Genomic DNA, 17482 nt, shown 5'->3' with positions numbered 1-17482 from the left:
CGCACATTTCTGGCAGGTAAGTTATGGAGCGGGATTGGGAATCGCTTTATGGATATCTTCAATCGCTGTAACAACTTCATTGGAAAGCGTTAATTGCTCACTAGTGATATTGGCATGCAATTGCTGCATATTAGTCGCACCAATGATAGTTGCAGCAACAAAAGGTCGACTATTGACATAGGCCAGTGCCATTTGCGCAGGATCCAGTTGATGTTGTTTCGCTAAATCCACATAAGCTTGGGTTGCTTTTACTGCTTGCGGATTGCTGTAACGGGCATAGTGAGGCCACAAACTCATTCTGGCTGTGGCAGGAGCATCATTTTTTAGATACTTACCCGTTAATACACCAAACCCCAGTGGAGAATATGCCAATAATGGTACGTTCTCTCGATAGCTGATTTCTGCACAGCCAATCTCATAGCTGCGATTTAACAAACTATATGGATTTTGCACGGATGCTATCAGTGGTAAATTCATCGCTTTAGCCACCGAAATAAATTGCATCAATCCCCAGGGCGTTTCATTGGATAAACCAATGTAACGAATTTTGCCGGCTTGGATCTGCTTTTCCAGTGCCTGCAAAGTTTCAATCACCGGCGTCATAGTATGCTCATCAGGATCTGGCTGATAACCTAATTTGCCAAAATAATTAGTTTGTCGCTCCGGCCAATGTAATTGATATAAATCCAGGTAATCGGTTTGCAAACGTTGCAAGCTGTTATCTAACGCTTCGCTGATATTTTTATCATCAAATCGTGATTTACCCTGACGGATATGCCCCACCCAATCAGCACCAGGCCCAGCAATTTTACTGGCAAGTACAAGATCATCACGACGACCGCGTTTTGCTAGCCAGTTACCAATAATCGCTTCAGTGGCACCATAAGTTTCAGCTTTTGGAGGAATCGCATACAGCTCAGCTGTATCAATGAAGTTAATACCCTGTGCTATAGCGTAATCCAGCTGTTCAAAAGCTTCCTGCTGTGTGTTCTGCTCGCCATAGGTCATGGTGCCGAGACAAATCTGGCTGACAGTTAAATCGCTATTACCAAGGGTATTGAATTGCATAATGGGATCCTGAGATTTTCACGGCAGAAACAAAACAACGCCCATTAAGAGCGTTGTGATGATATCAGGGCTTGTTGATCTTTCATATCCACCACTGCTGGCGGCTATTTTTGTGTCCGACAAGGCGGAAAGCACGCAGTGTAGCCTTCCTACATAAGTGATTGACAACGCGGGCGGTCGCAAAAATAGTCCCAGCCCTTCGGGTTGTGACTGAAAAAGCGCCACTCTGCGTTGCTCGTCACTTATTTAGAACAACTAAAAGGCGCTCCTCGTGCCTTGATTGCCGCTTTTTCAGCTCACAACAGAGGCGGAGATGAAAGATAAACAAGCCCTTAAGTTGCTAATGGTCGGGACAACAGGATTTGAACCTGTGACCCCTTGCCCCCCAGGCAAGTGCGCTACCAGGCTGCGCCATGCCCCGACAAGCAACAAAACAGTGAAATTATAGCGTATTAAGCCAGAATCGTACGAATTTGTTCCAGCTCTTTCAGCATTTCATCAATCAGATGTTTGCGGTTTTCATCGCTATGAGCTGCTTCGGGTTTATGCTCGGTTTCCAGTTGTTGGCGTGCACCGCCAATGGTAAAACCTTGTTCATAAAGCAGACCACGAATCTCACGGATCAAAACTACATCATGGCGTTGGTAATAACGACGGTTACCACGGCGTTTTACCGGTTTAAGCTGGGTAAATTCCTGTTCCCAGTAGCGTAAAACATGAGGTTTAACCCCACATAATTCGCTGACTTCACCAATGGTAAAGTAGCGTTTACCAGGAATCGCCGGTAATTCGTTGTTGTTACTCGCCTCGAGCATAACTGTCCACCCTTGCTTTCAGTTTTTGGCCAGGACGGAAAGTAACGACACGACGGGCGGTGATTGGAATTTCTTCACCCGTTTTCGGGTTACGGCCAGGCCGTTCATTTTTGTCGCGCAGTTCAAAATTACCAAATCCAGAAAGCTTCACCTGATCACCTTCTTCAAGTGCGCCACGGATTTCTTCAAAGAACATTTCGACCAGCTCTTTTGCTTCGCGTTTATTAAAACCCAACTCTTCATAAAGTTGTTCAGTCATATCGGCTTTTGTGAGTGCCATTCTTTACCTCTATTCTTATTATTGAACCGACGTTAGGTTCTGACCACTGCACCCAACTCACTTTGCAGTTTGTTGGTTATTTGCAGCATTAATGCATCGACTTCATCGTCGGTCATGGTTCGCTCACCATGCTGGAGATGGAAGGCGACCGCAATACTCTTCTTGCCAAGCTCGACACCATCTCCAGAATAAACGTCAAACAATTGAATTGACTTAAGAATATCAGACTCAATGCCTTTCAGGCAATGCTCAATTTCAAAGGCCACAACGGAATTGTCGACGACTAAAGCGAGATCTCTGCGAATGGCAGGATAACGTGACAAAGCGGTAAATTTTGGAATGGCGGATTGCAAACAAACCGTTAACGCCAATTCAAAAACATACGCTTTACCAGTAAAGCCTAATGGCTTATTCAGTTTTGGATGTAAGGCACCGATCCAACCCACAGCTTTTCCATCTTGATAGATGCGCGCGGATTGGCCTGGGTGTAAAGCTGGATGAGCTTCGACACGATATTCAACGCTACCATTACCTAAGGCTAATAACGCTTCAACATCGGCTTTAACATCAAAAAAATCAACCTTACGGTTTGTTTCAGACCATTGTTCTGGTTTTAAATCACCGTAAACCAGACCACCAATACATTGCTGTTGGTCAATATTGGCTAGTTCACCACGAAACACTCGTCCAACCTCAAACAAGCGCACCCGCTCCTGCTGGCGATTCAGGTTATAAACCATCGCCTGTACTAAACCAGGCCACAATGAATGCCGCATGACCGACAAATCAGCCGAAATCGGATTGGCTAACTTGATAGGTTCAGCTTCACTATCAGCGAAGTGTTTTTGTAATGTTGGATCAACAAAGCTGTAGGTAATAGCTTCAAAATAACCACGATCTACCAATAAATTTTGTAAGCGCTCGGTCGCCAATTGTTTTTCGGAAATTGCGCCAGGTAATACACTGATTTCAGGGCGGGTTTGCGGCAAACGATCATAGCCATACAGACGTCCCAATTCTTCAATCAAATCGACTTCGATATTAATATCAAACCGGAAACTTGGCACAATAACCAGCCAGCCTTCTCTAACTTGCGTAACTTCCAGCCCCAACCGTGTCAGTTGTTCTTCAACTTCAGCAGCTTCCAGCTCAATTCCCAATACGCGTTTAATACGATTTGCACGTAGTAGGATTTGTGGCGTTTCTGGTAATGCACTTTCTTCACTGACCACAGTAAGTGGGCCTGCCTGACCACCGACAATCTCCAGAATCAAGCTGGTAGCACGTTGCATTGCTTGTTGTGCCAATTCGGGATCAACACCACGCTCAAACCGATGAGATGAATCTGTATGTAAACCATAGCTTCTGGCTTGGCCAGCGATAGCATTTGGTGCAAAAAAAGCGGCTTCGAGGAACAATGAAGTTGTAGCAGAATCCACTGCTGACGCTTCGCCGCCCATAATGCCTGCCAGTGCCAATGGTCCAGATCCGTCTGCAATAATCAAAGTTTGTTCGGCAATCTCAACTTCCTGACCATCCAACAAAGTTAGTTTTTCATTGGCTTTGGCAAAACGTACAGTAATGGCTTGCTGTAATTTTTGCAGATCAAAAGCATGCATTGGCTGACCAAGTTCCAGCATTACATAGTTAGTGATATCGACAACTGGACTGATATTACGCAAGCCACTACGACGCAGTTTTTCCTGCATCCATAAAGGCGTTTTCGCATTTGGATTAATATTTTCAATCACCCGGCCAATATAATTCGGACAGGCTTGTGTAGCTTCAACCGAAACCGGAAATGCTGTCTGAATAGTCGCAGCGACATCGTTAATAACAACTGGTGTCAGGTTGGTGCGACTAATCACACCCAGTTCACGGGCAATACCCGCTACACCAAGGCAATCACTGCGATTAGGCGTTAAGTCTACTTCGATAGTGAAATCATTTAATGCCAGGTAATCACGGATGTCTTTACCAACTGGTGCATCTTCTGGTAACTCCAACAGTCCGTCTGAGGATTCTGCCAAGCCAAGTTCTTTTGCTGAACACAACATGCCAAAAGAAGGCTCACCGCGCAGTTTGGCTTGTTTGATTTTGAAATCACCTGGCAACACAGCACCGATAACAGCAACTGGAATTTTCAAACCCTCTCGAACATTGCTGGCACCACAAACAATGTGCAGTAATTCATCAGCAGCAACATCCACTTCACAAACCCGCAATTTGTCGGCATCCGGATGCGGGACAACTGATTTCACTTGACCAACCAATACGCCGGAAAAATCACCGGCAACAGGCGAAACAGAATCAACTTCCAAACCCGCTTGAGTCAGTTTCTCGGCAATCACCTGCACGTCAAAATCAGGATTTACCCATTCACGTAGCCAATTTTCGCTTAATTTCATGGCGAACTTCCTATCCTATTTGAACTGACGCAGGAAGCGCAGATCGTTCTCAAAAAATAATCGTAGATCATTCACGCCATAACGCAGCATCGCCAGACGTTCAACGCCCATACCAAATGCCAGACCCAGATATTTTTCACTATCAATATTGACGTGTTCGAATACTTTTGGGTGCACCATGCCGCAACCTAAAACTTCCAGCCAACCGGTATGACTACATACGCGACAGCCTTCGCCACCACAGATCACACACTCAATATCAGCTTCTGCTGAAGGTTCGGTAAACGGAAAATAGGAAGGACGAAAACGTACATTCAATGGTTTTTCGAAAAATGCTTGAAGAAAGTCCGCCAGAATACCTTTGAGATCGGTAAAACTGACATTCTCATCAACCATCAAACCTTCGACCTGATGGAACATCGGCGTATGCGTTAAATCCGAGTCACAACGATAAACACGTCCTGGTGCAATGATTCGTAACGGCGGTTGCTGTTCTTCCATCACCCGGATCTGTACCGGTGAGGTATGAGTACGCAGCAGCATTTCAGCGTTGAAATAAAAGGTATCGTGCATCGCGCGAGCTGGATGACTTTCAGGAATATTCAGTGCGGTAAAGTTATGATCACCGTCTTCGATTTCCGGGCCTTCAGCAATTTGAAAGCCAATTTGACGGAAATATTGTTCGATTCTTTGCAGAGTCCGTGTAACTGGATGCAGACCACCGACTTCAGCATTACGACCGGGTAAAGTGACATCCACCGTTTCCGCAGCTAATGCGGCATGCATTGCTTGTTCGGCTAGAACTTTGGTGCGTGCTTCTGTCAGACCAGCAACTTCCTGCTTGGCCAGATTCACTTCCTTACCAATTAGAGGGCGTTCTTCAGCACTGAGATTACCTAACTCATTAAGATATTTGGTAATCAGACCTTTCTTACCCAGATATTCGACCCGGACATTATCCAGTGTTTTAGCATCAGTCGCGTTTTGAATCGCGGTCTTCGCTGCCTCAACAATATCTTTTAATGCTAATAACTGCGATGACAGTTCAGCCATATTTCCTCCACCTGAGGATCAATCAGAAATAAAAAAGGGCCGTCATCAACGGCCCTTTCATGTGCAACTAATAATGAGATTCGCAGAAGCGAACCGGGAGATTAGTTAGCCAAAGCCGCCTTTGCTTTTGCAGCAATAGCAGCAAACGCAGCAGAATCGTGATAAGCAATATCTGCCAATACTTTACGATCGATTTGGATAGATGATTTTTTCAGACCATCAATCAAACGGCTGTAAGACATTCCACATTCACGGGCAGCAGCGTTAATACGCGCAATCCACAGTGTACGGAATACACGTTTTTTCTGACGACGATCACGGTAAGCATATTGACCGGCTTTAGTAACTGCCTGAACAGCTACACGATAGACATTCTTGCGACGGCCATAATAACCTTTGGCTTGCGCGATAACTTTTTTATGACGGGCTCTGGCTGTTACACCACGTTTAACTCTAGCCATTGGAATATTCCTTAATTATAGAAGAGGCAATAATTTGCGGACTGACAAATGATCTGCTTTGCAGATTGTCAGCGTGGAACGCAGTTGGCGTTTCCGCTTAGTGCTTTTCTTGGTCAGGATATGGCTGGTAAACGCTTGAGCGCGTTTAAATTTTCCGCTACCGGTACGTCTGAAACGCTTCGCCGCACCGCTATGGTTTTTCAATTTTGGCATTTGGAACTCCGCATTGTTAATTAATAATAGTTATTTTTTATTACTTGGTGCCAAAACCATAATCATCTGCCGACCCTCTTTCTTCGGATGCTGCTCGATAACCGACAGTTCTTTCAGATCATCAGCTACTCGTTCGAGCAGTTTCAATCCTAAGTCCTGATGGGCCATCTCACGTCCACGAAAGCGGAGGCTGACTTTGGCTTTGTTACCTTCTTCGAGGAAACGTGTCAGGTTGCGTAGTTTTACCTGGTAGTCACCCTCTTCCGTCCCTGGTCGGAATTTTATTTCCTTAACCTGTATCTGTTTTTGCTTTTTCTTAGCAATGGCTTTTTGTTTATTAGCCTCAAACACATACTTGCCGTAATCCATAATACGGCACACTGGTGGTTCTGCCTGAGGGGCAATCTCCACCAAATCCAGCTCGGCTTCTTCCGCTAACTCCAAGGCTCTCGCCAATGAGATAACGCCTAGTTGTTCACCGTTTGCATCGGTTACACGAATTTCTTTGGCTGTGATTTCAGAATTCAGCCTTTTTTGATCTGTAGCGATGTTTTTAATCCTCTAAAATAATTCGACCGCGGCCAGCAACGTCTTCTTTAAGCAATGAAACGAAGCTCTCAAGCGACATAGCGCCTAAATCTTCGCCTTTGCGAGTACGTACTGCCACGGCATTTTCTTGTGCTTCGCGATCCCCAACAACGATCAGATAAGGTACGCGCCGCAATGTGTGCTCGCGTATTTTAAAGCCAATCTTTTCATTTCTCAAGTCCGTATCGGCTCTAAATCCCTGATTTTTCAATTGTTGGGCAATTTGTTGAACATATTCTGACTGTTTATCGGTAATTCCCATGACCATAACCTGACGAGGTGCAAGCCATGCCGGAAACGCGCCAGCATATTCTTCGATGAGTATACCGATAAAACGCTCAAGTGATCCAAGAATCGCACGATGCAACATTACCGGCACTTGCTTCGAACCATCATCGGCCACATAAGTTGCATCCAAACGGCCTGGCATCGAGAAATCAACCTGAATGGTGCCGCACTGCCAAACTCGTCCCAGGCAATCTTTTAAGGAGAATTCGATCTTCGGTCCGTAGAACGCACCCTCGCCTGGTTGCAGCTCCCAGTCCAGATCTTTGGCATTTAATGCTTGTTCAAGTGCATGCTCGGCTTTATCCCAAACTGCATCACTGCCCACCCGATTTTCCGGGCGAGTCGACAATTTGATAATGATCTCGTTAAACCCGAAATCGGCATAGACGTTGAACAACAGATCGATAAAGGTAGCAACTTCGGATTGAATCTGGTCTTCAGTACAGAAGATATGCGCATCATCCTGAGTGAATCCACGCAGACGCATCAAACCATGCAAGGTACCGGAAGGCTCATTACGATGACATGAACCGAACTCTGCCATGCGCAAAGGTAAGTCACGATAGCTTTTCAGACCCTGATTAAAAATCTGGATATGACACGGGCAGTTCATCGGTTTAACTGCGTAATCACGATTTTCAGAATGTGTGCTGAAAATCATGTCACCGAATTTGTCCCAATGACCGGATTTTTCCCACAGACTGCGATCGACTACTTGTGGAGTACGTACTTCCTGATAACCATTATTGGCCAACACATCACGAATATATTTTTCCACTTCGCGATAAATGCGCCAGCCATTGTCATGCCAGAAAATCATGCCGGCCGCTTCATCTTGCAGATGGAAAAGATCCAGGCTTTTCGCTAATTTACGGTGATCGCGTTTTTCAGCTTCTTCCAATCGATGTAAATAAGCTTTCAGATCTTTTTTATCAGACCAGGCAGTTCCATAAATACGCTGCAGCATTTCATTTTCAGATTTACCACGCCAGTAAGCACCGGCCAGTTTCATCAGTTTGAATGCTTTGAGTTTTCCAGTATTAGGTACATGCGGGCCACGGCATAAATCCATAAACTCGCCCTGACGATACACTGACAGTACTTCGTCTTTTGGAATATCTTCAATGATCTGAGCTTTATATTCTTCACCCATTTCACGAAAGATTTGCACTGCAGCATCACGAGTGACTTCTTCACGAACCACTTCAAGATCTTGCTTAACCAACTCTTCCATGCGTTTTTCGATCTTTTCCAAATCTTCCGGTGTAAAACCTTTTGAATAAGAAAAGTCGTAATAAAAACCATCGTCAATGACTGGGCCGATAGTGACCTGAGCATCCGGATAAAGTTGTTTTACAGCTTGAGCTAATAGATGTGAGGTTGAATGACGAATGATATCCAACCCTTCTTCATCACGTTCGGTGATGATGGCTAATTCAGCATCATCTTCAATAACGTAATTAGTATCGACAAGTTTGCCATTCACTTTGCCTGCCAAAGCAGCACGGGCTAAACCAGCACCAATATCGGCGGCAACATCATGAATTGAAACAGGGTGATCGAACTGGCGTTGACTGCCATCAGGAAGGGTAATTGAAATCATGCTATATCCTTGGTTGTGGCCAATACGAGAGGCCTTAAAAACCAAAAAGCACCTGCAAGAGGTGCTTGATGTATATATCTGGTAGGCACGATTGGATTCGAACCAACGACCCCCACCATGTCAAGGTGGTGCTCTAACCAACTGAGCTACGTGCCTACTGTGAAGCGCGAAATTATACGCAGTCAGGCATATTTTGCAAGCGCTTTATACCGGTACAGGCCCCAACGCCATCTTCCTGACTTTCTCTAACTCATCGCGTAATTTAGCCGCTTCTTCAAACTCCAGATTCTGTGCATGTTTATACATCGCACTTTCAATCTGTTGTATGCGTTTAGCCAATTGTTGGGGAGAAAGTGAAGCATATTTGGCATGCTCTTCGGCCACTTGGGCGAATCGCAGATTTTCTTCTTTCTTGCTCTTCGAATCATCCATACCGCCACGAATCGACTTGATAATGCCTTTTGGTGTGATGCCATGCTCCAGATTGTGGGCAATCTGTTTTTCACGACGTCGATCAGTTTCATCAATTGCCCGACGCATCGAGCCGGTGATCTGATCTGCATATAGAATGGCTTTACCATTAAGGTTACGAGCAGCACGGCCGATGGTTTGAATCAATGATCGGTCGCTACGCAAGAAACCTTCTTTATCAGCATCCAGAATAGCCACCAGCGACACTTCAGGAATATCCAAACCTTCACGTAGTAAGTTGATACCTATTAATACATCAAACTCACCTAAACGCAGATCCCGTAAAATCTCCATCCGTTCAACCGTATCGATATCCGAATGCAGATATCGCACTTTGACATTGTGCTCACGTAAATAGTCAGTGAGATCTTCGGACATACGTTTGGTCAATGTAGTGACCAAAACCCGTTCGTTAACCGCGGTGCGTTTATGAATCTCGGAAAGTAAATCATCGACCTGTGTGCCCACCGGACGAATTTCCACTTCAGGGTCGATCAAACCGGTTGGACGAACTACCTGCTCGACAATATTGCCAGCATGTTCAGCTTCATATTTACCCGGTGTGGCCGAAACAAAAATAGTCTGCGGTGCCAGCTTTTCCCATTCGTCAAACATTAATGGTCGATTATCCAAAGCTGACGGCAAACGGAAACCATAATTCACTAAGGTTTCTTTACGTGAACGGTCACCTTTATACATCGCACCAATCTGCGGAATCATCACGTGGCTTTCATCAATAATGAGAATCGCATCATCCGGCAGGTAATCAAATAAGGTCGGCGGTGCTTCACCGGCTTGGCGAGTAGATAAATGTCGTGAATAGTTTTCAATGCCGTTGCAGTAACCCAGCTCTAATAACATTTCAATATCAAAACGGGTGCGTTGTTCTAATCGCTGTGCTTCGACTAATTTATTTTGCTCGTTTAATTCGGCTAATCGCTCACGCAGCTCATCTTTGATTGAATCCACCGCCCCTAAAATGGTTTCGCGTGGCGTGGCATAGTGGGTTTTCGGATAGATAGTAATGCGGTTCATCCGTTGCAAAACTTCGCCGGTTAACGGATCGAAATAACTGATCTGCTCGACTTCATCATCAAACAGTTCAATCCGCACCGCATCACGTTCGGATTCTGCCGGGAAAATATCAATGACTTCCCCGCGAACCCGATAAGTACCACGAGACAGCTCAATATCATTACGTGAATACTGCAACTCGGCCAAACGGCGCAAAATTTCCCGTTGATTAATCACATCACCTTGAACTAGATGCAACACCATCGCCAGATATGCATCTTTATCGCCCAAACCATATATACACGAGACACTGGCTACGATAATTGCATCACGTCGCTCCAGCATGGCCTTGGTCGCCGATAAACGCATCTGTTCGATCTGTTCATTCACCGAGGCATCTTTATCTATAAACGTATCGGATGACGGTACATAGGCTTCTGGCTGATAGTAATCGTAGTAGGAAACGAAATATTCCACCGCGTTATTGGGAAAGAACTCTTTCATTTCACTATAGAGCTGAGCAGCTAATGTTTTATTGGGTGCCAAAACCATAACTGGACGCTGAACAGCTTGCGCAACATTGGCAATAGTGAAGGTTTTTCCCGAACCAGTTACCCCCAGCAGAGTCTGCCACATTTCACCGCTGTTTAATCCCTCAACCAGCGACGCAATCGCAGTTGGTTGATCCCCTGCCGGTTCAAACTCGCTGACTAATTCAAATTGTTTTTTCATACTCTTTAGCAATGCTCGTGTTTTGTCGTAATATTACGGTTTTTTAATTACTTATCGTTTCTCGAAGGACAGATTTTGACTATCAAACTCTCACAGCGCGTTCAAAGCATCAAACCCTCTCCTACATTAGCCATTACTGCACGCGCCGCGGCTTTGAGAGCCGAAGGTAAAGATATTATTGGTCTTGGTGCCGGTGAACCAGATTTCGATACACCGGATCATATCAAGCAAGCTGCTGTCGAAGCACTTAACAAAGGCCAGACCAAATATACAGCGGTTGATGGTACAGCTGAATTGAAAAACGCCATTATCAAAAAGTTTTCCCGCGACAATGGTTTGACCTACGAAGCTAATCAAATTCTGGTTTCATGTGGCGGTAAACAAAGCTTCTTCAACCTGGCACAAGCCTTATTAGAGTCTGGCGATGAAGTCATTATCCCGGCACCTTACTGGGTATCTTATCCTGATATGGTATTACTCGCTGATGCCAAACCGGTCATCATCATTGGCGACCGTGATCAACGTTATAAAATCACCCCACAACAACTTGAAGACGCTATCACCGATAAAACCCGTTTAGTGGTGATCAACAGCCCTTCCAATCCGACTGGCATGACTTACACCAGAGCTGAACTTGAAGCATTGGGCGATGTACTCCGTAAATATCCGGAAATTCTTATCGCCACCGATGATATGTATGAACATATATATTGGGCCGATGAACCATTTTGCAATATCGTCATGGTCTGTCCTGACTTATATGACCGCACCATCGTCATGAACGGCGTATCGAAAGCCTACTCTATGACTGGCTGGCGTATTGGTTATGCCGGTGGCCCTGCTCAATTGATTGGCGCGATGAAAAAGATTCAATCGCAAAGTACTTCTAATCCCACCTCTATTTCGCAAGCGGCTTCTGTAGAAGCATTAAATGGTGATCAAGGTTGCGTGCAAACCATGTTGGTGGAATTCAAAAAGCGCCATGACTTCGTAGTTGAAGCGCTGAATAAGATGCCAGGCATCACCGCTTTGGAAACCGACGGTACTTTCTATGTTTTCCCGGACATCACTGGTGTGTTGGTTAACAAACCAGAATTAAAAGACGATATGGACTTTGCTGAAGCCTTATTGGTTGAAAAAGGCGTTGCTGTCGTCCCTGGCACAGCATTTGGTCTGAAAAATCATATCCGTTTGTCGATTGCTACCAGCGAAACAAATCTGCAAAACGCACTTCAAAGAATCGCAGAATTTATCGGTTAACAAAAAAACTTAATAGAGGCTTGACCCATCCGGTTCGAGTCTCTATCATACCCATCTTTCTGTTCCCCGATAGCTCAGTTGGTAGAGCAAATGACTGTTAATCATTGGGTCGCTGGTTCGAGTCCAGCTCGGGGAGCCAATGATTTAAAGAACCTCAGCAAGTAATTTTTCTGAGGTTTTTTTATGTCTGAAATTTGCCGATCAAAGCTTATATAGATCGATAATCGCCATCCGGTTTTTCATCCAGCCTGTTCAAATCAAAATCGACATATCCGGTTATTCAAAAAAACGCTCTTTCCAGTCGCTTTATACGCCATCACCCTCTTTTATTTTTCCAAACCTTATATATATGCACTTCACCGAATAAATTGTTTCACTCTACCCCATCTCCCCGCTAAACCTTATTCGAGTCCACTTGACTGTGGTTCCAAAGCCTCCAAAAAAGATTCGGACACACAGGCCATTAATTGTGTTTCCTCGTTGCTAATATCCTCACACCGTTCAAAAGCCTATTTCGCTTCTCATTATTAATGGCTTTTTATGGCGGCTAACATAGAGGAAACAACATGACTAAAACAAAATTATCTTTACTGATGCTGTCCCTGACACTTCCTGGTTACAGCGTTGCAGATGAATTACGCGAAATGCAGAAAAACCCTGACACTTGGGTGATGTCAGCGGGTGATTATGCCAACACACGTTATAGCCAATTGTCTGAAATCAACCTCGACAATGTGCAAGATCTGAAAATGGCCTGGTCATTCTCTACTGGCGTGTTACGTGGCCATGAAGGTAATTCACTGATTATTGATGATGTGATGTATGTGCACACGCCATTTCCGAACATCGTCTTTGCATTGGATTTAAACAATGACGGCGCGATCAAATGGAAATATGAACCCAAACAAAATTACGATGAAACCGTTCCAGTTATGTGCTGTGACGTAGTTAATCGTGGCTTGTCTTATGGCGACGGCAAAATCTTCCTGAATCAGGCTGACACGACATTGGTCGCTTTGGATATCGAAACCGGTGAAGTGATCTGGTCCGACAAACGTGACGATCCAAGAACTGGTGCCACCAATACCGGTAACGCCAACGTGTTTAAAGACAAAATCATTGTTGGTATTTCAGGCGGTGAATTTGGCGTGCGTGGCTATGTTCAAGCCTACGATATGAATGGCAAAACACTTTATAAAGCCTATAGCACCGGACCGGATGACGAAATGATGGTCGATCCGCAAAACACCACGGCCATGTTGCAACCAATCGGCAAAGATTCTTCGTTGAACTCCTGGCAAGGTGAACAATGGAAAATCGGTGGTGGCACCACATGGGGCTGGTTCTCTTATGATCCGGATATGGACCTCTATTACTACGGTACTGGTAACCCATCTACCTGGAATCCACTACAACGTCCTGGTGATAACAAATGGACCATGTCCCTGTTCGCTCGTGACTTGGATACCGGTGTCGCCAAATGGATCTATCAGATGACCCCGCATGATGAGTGGGACTATGACGGTGTGAATGAAAACATTCTGGTAGACCAAAAAATCAAAGGCAAAATGCGACAAATGCTGGTGCATTTTGACCGTAATGGCTTTGGTTACACCATGGATCGTGCAACAGGTGAATTGCTGGTCGCAGAAAAATTCGACCCAAGTGTTAACTGGGCCGATAGTGTTAGTCTGAAAACCGGCTTACCCGATCGGGTAGCTAAATATTCACCGGCAGCTAATGGTGAAGATACCCAAACCACCGGTATCTGCCCTGCGGCACATGGTGCAAAAGATCAGCAACCGGCAACCTTCTCACCAAAAACAGGTTTGTTCTATGTTCCAACTAACCATATCTGTATGGATCTGGAACCATTTGAAGTTGAGTTTGTGGCTGGTCAGCCGTATGTTGGTGCAGAAGTAAATATGTACCCAGCAACCAAAGACAATATGGGTAACTTTATTGCCTGGGATGCCCGCGAAGGCAAAATCGTCTGGTCCAATCCTGAAAGATTCTCAGTTTGGTCAGGTGCAATGGTTACCGCTGGTGATGTTGTTTTCTACGGTACCTTAGAAGGCTATATCAAAGCACTTGACGCACATAATGGTCGTGAACTTTGGCGCTTTAAAACCGCGTCAGGCATTGTCGGCAACGTCAATTCCTACAAACATAACGGCAAACAATACATCTCAATCTTGTCAGGTATTGGTGGTTGGGCCGGTATTGGTATGACCAATAATCTTGAGAATGACAGCGATGGTCTCGGCGCAGTTGGAGCCTACAAATCACTGTCCAACTGGACATCGTTGGGTGGTGTGTTGAGTGTATTTAGTTTGTAATTTGATTTAACAGCAGCTTCATAATTTGGCCCGGCACTAGTTATAGTGTCGGGCTTTTTTTAGATTAGGAACCTAATTTATTAATAAAAGCTCGCTTACTATCAGAGTTGTTTGGCTCTAATTTGAACTTTGTTTTTTGAAATACTCGCCACTAAAATTCCCACTTCGTATAACAACCACATCGGTATTGCCAGCATAAACTGAGAAATCACATCGGGAGGAGTCACTACGGCGCCCAAAGCAAAGGCTCCAACGATGACGTAAGATCTGGCATTTCGCAGTGCCTCTATACTCACCACACCAGCTTTGACTAATAAAACCACAACAACTGGCGTTTCAAAAGCCAGACCAAATGCGATAAATAAACTAATTGCGAAGTCTAAATATTTACTAATATCCGTCATTACTGCAACACCCTCTGGTGCAGTACTTGTAATAAATCCAAAGACAACGGGAAATACCAGAAAATACGCAAAAGCCATTCCGCTTATGAGTAGTAATACACTTGAAATAACCAGTGGGGCAATCAAACGTCGCTCATTATTGTATAGACCGGGCGCAATGAAAGCCCATACTTGATAAAGCGTATGTGGAGACGCTAACAAAAAAGCAACAAGCAACACCATTTTCATAGGTACAAAAAATGGGGTTGTAACTTCCGTTGCTATCATCTGGCCTCCCACGGGAAGGCTGTTCAACAATGGGGTTGCCAGAATGTGATAAATTTCATTCGCAAAAGGAAACAAAGCAAAACTAATCAACAATATACCAATAACGATGCGTAATAAGCGATCACGCATCTCTACTAAGTGTGAGAAGAGATTATTTTGAGTCGTCAATTAGATAAACTCCTCTTCATAGGCTCTGAATCTATATCGCTAGTGTTGTTTAACGGTGTGATCGGGGAGTCAAAATCGTCTTTTGGTTCAATGTCAGGTTTCATCGTCTCTGTGTTTTGATGAATAACCGATTGAACTGGCTGCATACCCTGGCGTAGTTCCTCACTTAATCCTAAGTCATGGTTTCGTAATTCCCTTTGTAATTGCTTCAAATCTTCAGACTTGAGTTCCTTGTCAATTTCAGACTTTATACTGGAAGTGAATCGCTGCATGCGCCCCAGAAGTAAACCTGCTGTTCGAGCCACTTTAGGAAGCTTATCGGGCCCGATAACTATTAATGCTACAACGCCAATAACAAGCAATTCTGGGAAAGCAATATTAAACATTAGTTAAATACACCTATCCCTAACTTACTGATTTTCTTTGTGAGTAACTTTGCTATCCATGTTTTGAGTTATCTCGGTGCTGTCTAATGTTGCAGTGGGCTTTTCCGCATTAATAGCATCCTTGAAACCCTTAACAGCCCCTCCAAGGTCCCCTCCAAAATTACGTAGTTTTTTTGTCCCAAAAACTAAAGCGACAATTACCAACACGACAATCAATTGCCAGATACTAAATGCACCCATTTCTCACCCCTATTTATTTAGCTTGGCAACAATTTCAACCACCAAGGTTTTATTAATTTATTAAAAATTCTAATCACTAGAAAATTACGGAATCATTTCTGGTGGTAATGCTTCATTTAAATAGTGCTTTCGAATACTGCAAAGTTTCACTTGGGCATTCCCCAAATAGTTCTCTGTAATAACGAGAAAATAGACTCATATGCCAAAAACCCCACTTTGCTGCCACGTTGGCAATAGTGGTTTCATAAGGGAATGATTGCAGTTCAGAACGAACACGATGTAAGCGAAGATTACGCATATACTCAACCGGAGTTATTCCCAGAACACGTGAAAACGCGTGATTCAAAGTACGGCGGCTTATGCATAAATTGATACAGATTTCGCCTATGGTTAGGCAATCACCATCAATAGATAAAGTTAACTCACGTACCCGATTAACAATATAGCGATGAATACGTTGATCATAATGTCTTTCCTGACCATCACTGGCATGAAGCAGAGCCTGAAGACAAGTGTCCAACAAGTTATCCTCAAAATGACGCAAGATGTGTTGGATATTGGGGTTACCACCACTTTTAGAAATATAGTTAGTACTACTGTTCAAAGCAGCCAATAATCTATGAGCAACATCAGTTGGGATAATTTCAACTGGATTGACATTATCCATGAGCTTTCTTAAGTTTATGCCTTCGACCTGACCGGCGTATTCCTCAAGATGTTGAGCAGAAATAACCGCGGCAGTGATTTCCGAAAAATGAGAAGTCCTGAAAAGAAGCTCAGCATTCTTATCCAACGTAATCAATGAATCAGCCTTAACCTGTTCCCCACCCCAAGATGCATTACCCTCAATGATTGTTGGTAATCCGATGACATAAGTATCTTCTGGGGCACTGGCGATCTGATCCACGGCACGATTCATACTCTCTCGAAATATCTGCATATTTCGACCAGTGACGCTCGTAATTGATCCTGTAAAGGAACCTCTGTCTAATTGGGTATAATCCTGCGACCAAAAAGGCAATGCTTCTGCTTGTTCCAGTACATCTCGTGAAGTTCGCTCAACCAAATGCATTTTCCCTTTGCCCACAGGACTGCTATTTAAAAGCGCTTCTCTAAAATTCATTGTGCTCTCTCCTCGCTTGGTTTTTCGTGGACATCATGGTCCGGCATTTAAAATATGCCTTATCGAAAAAAACGTCTTCCCTCCTTATTTTTGTGCCTGTTTGATTTATGGAGTTTCAGACTGTTGACACAACTCTAGGCAAATAGTAGGGGGATAGATAGCAATAATCGGCAACACCCTCAAAATGGTATGAGTAATCTCACATTAGGAGTTTGTTAAAGTTGCATAGCCTCTTGTTAACCCATGACTTAAAAGACATTTTTTGCTTGTCATAGCGACTATTCGTTGAATCATACTCCTA

The 17482-nt window shown here is 44.2% G+C and carries 16 protein-coding genes and 3 tRNA genes; 3 read left to right on the top strand and 16 right to left on the bottom strand.

The window, feature by feature from the left end:
• Nucleotides 1-21: 21 nt before the first annotated feature.
• From A9E74_RS10545 to uvrB, 12 genes are all read right to left on the bottom strand, one after another.
• Entirely contained in the window at nucleotides 22-1068 is a 1047-nt protein-coding gene (locus tag A9E74_RS10545) for an NADP(H)-dependent aldo-keto reductase (protein ID WP_069296585.1), read from the bottom strand.
• A 344-nt stretch (nucleotides 1069-1412) separates the two neighbouring features.
• Nucleotides 1413-1489, bottom strand: a tRNA-Pro gene (locus tag A9E74_RS10540).
• Nucleotides 1490-1520: 31 nt separating this feature from the next.
• Complete coding sequence (locus A9E74_RS10535) at nucleotides 1521-1883, bottom strand: MerR family transcriptional regulator (protein WP_069296584.1); 363 nt, start codon at nucleotides 1881-1883, stop codon at nucleotides 1521-1523.
• Nucleotides 1867-2163, bottom strand: a complete 297-nt coding sequence (gene ihfA / locus A9E74_RS10530; protein ID WP_014706670.1) for an integration host factor subunit alpha — start codon at nucleotides 2161-2163, stop codon at nucleotides 1867-1869. The genes A9E74_RS10535 and ihfA overlap by 17 nt, the downstream gene beginning before the upstream one ends.
• Before the next feature lie 32 nt (nucleotides 2164-2195).
• A complete protein-coding gene (gene pheT, locus A9E74_RS10525) occupies nucleotides 2196-4571 on the bottom strand; it encodes a phenylalanine--tRNA ligase subunit beta (protein ID WP_069296583.1) in 2376 nt (791 codons plus the stop codon).
• Between the two features lie 15 nt (nucleotides 4572-4586).
• The gene (pheS, locus tag A9E74_RS10520; RefSeq protein ID WP_069296582.1) at nucleotides 4587-5624 is read right to left on the bottom strand and encodes a phenylalanine--tRNA ligase subunit alpha; all 1038 of its coding nucleotides are present in this window, start codon (nucleotides 5622-5624) and stop codon (nucleotides 4587-4589) included.
• Between the two features lie 101 nt (nucleotides 5625-5725).
• Nucleotides 5726-6085, bottom strand: a complete 360-nt coding sequence (rplT, locus tag A9E74_RS10515) for a 50S ribosomal protein L20 (protein ID WP_069296581.1) — start codon at nucleotides 6083-6085, stop codon at nucleotides 5726-5728.
• A gap of 15 nt (nucleotides 6086-6100) precedes the next feature.
• On the bottom strand, nucleotides 6101-6298 hold the full coding sequence (gene rpmI / locus A9E74_RS14085; protein WP_084003046.1) for a 50S ribosomal protein L35: 198 nt from the start codon (nucleotides 6296-6298) through the stop codon (nucleotides 6101-6103).
• A gap of 30 nt (nucleotides 6299-6328) precedes the next feature.
• Entirely contained in the window at nucleotides 6329-6856 is a 528-nt protein-coding gene (infC, locus tag A9E74_RS10505) for a translation initiation factor IF-3 (RefSeq protein ID WP_084003045.1), read from the bottom strand.
• Nucleotides 6852-8777, bottom strand: a complete 1926-nt coding sequence (thrS, locus tag A9E74_RS10500) for a threonine--tRNA ligase (protein ID WP_069296578.1) — start codon at nucleotides 8775-8777, stop codon at nucleotides 6852-6854. Before thrS ends, infC begins: the two co-directional genes overlap by 5 nt.
• Nucleotides 8778-8856: 79 nt before the next feature.
• Nucleotides 8857-8933 (bottom strand) — tRNA-Val (locus A9E74_RS10495).
• 48 nt (nucleotides 8934-8981) lie between these two features.
• Nucleotides 8982-10994 (bottom strand): excinuclease ABC subunit UvrB, encoded by a 2013-nt coding sequence (gene uvrB, locus A9E74_RS10490; RefSeq protein WP_069296577.1) that lies wholly within the window; start codon nucleotides 10992-10994, stop codon nucleotides 8982-8984.
• 75 nt (nucleotides 10995-11069) lie between these two features.
• Here uvrB and A9E74_RS10485 point away from each other — a divergent pair, with 75 nt between their 5' ends.
• From A9E74_RS10485 to A9E74_RS10475, 3 genes are all read left to right on the top strand, one after another.
• A complete protein-coding gene (locus A9E74_RS10485) occupies nucleotides 11070-12254 on the top strand; it encodes a pyridoxal phosphate-dependent aminotransferase (protein WP_069296576.1) in 1185 nt (394 codons plus the stop codon).
• Between the two features lie 63 nt (nucleotides 12255-12317).
• Nucleotides 12318-12393 (top strand) — tRNA-Asn (locus A9E74_RS10480).
• A gap of 427 nt (nucleotides 12394-12820) precedes the next feature.
• Complete coding sequence (locus A9E74_RS10475) at nucleotides 12821-14593, top strand: methanol/ethanol family PQQ-dependent dehydrogenase (RefSeq protein WP_069296575.1); 1773 nt, start codon at nucleotides 12821-12823, stop codon at nucleotides 14591-14593.
• 101 nt (nucleotides 14594-14694) lie between these two features.
• Here the strand turns inward: A9E74_RS10475 and tatC are convergent, their stop codons facing one another.
• The 4 genes from tatC to A9E74_RS10455 all read right to left on the bottom strand — a co-directional run bounded on the left by tatC (nucleotide 14695) and on the right by A9E74_RS10455 (nucleotide 17181).
• Nucleotides 14695-15432 carry a twin-arginine translocase subunit TatC gene (gene tatC / locus A9E74_RS10470; protein WP_069296574.1) on the bottom strand — a complete coding sequence of 246 codons (738 nt, stop codon included), beginning with the start codon at nucleotides 15430-15432 and terminating at the stop codon, nucleotides 14695-14697.
• Nucleotides 15429-15818 carry a Sec-independent protein translocase protein TatB gene (gene tatB / locus A9E74_RS10465; protein ID WP_069296573.1) on the bottom strand — a complete coding sequence of 130 codons (390 nt, stop codon included), beginning with the start codon at nucleotides 15816-15818 and terminating at the stop codon, nucleotides 15429-15431. Before tatB ends, tatC begins: the two co-directional genes overlap by 4 nt.
• 24 nt (nucleotides 15819-15842) lie before the next feature.
• Nucleotides 15843-16058: a Sec-independent protein translocase subunit TatA gene (gene tatA, locus A9E74_RS10460; RefSeq protein ID WP_069296572.1), complete on the bottom strand. Its 216-nt coding sequence runs from the start codon at nucleotides 16056-16058 to the stop codon at nucleotides 15843-15845.
• Between the two features lie 112 nt (nucleotides 16059-16170).
• Nucleotides 16171-17181 (bottom strand): helix-turn-helix domain-containing protein, encoded by a 1011-nt coding sequence (locus tag A9E74_RS10455; RefSeq protein ID WP_069296571.1) that lies wholly within the window; start codon nucleotides 17179-17181, stop codon nucleotides 16171-16173.
• Between the last annotated feature and the right edge of the window lie 301 nt (nucleotides 17182-17482).

This window comes from Methylophaga muralis (assembly GCF_001720165.1).
Lineage (GTDB): Bacteria > Pseudomonadota > Gammaproteobacteria > Nitrosococcales > Methylophagaceae > Methylophaga > Methylophaga muralis.
This window is presented reverse-complemented; position numbering and strand designations above follow the sequence as displayed.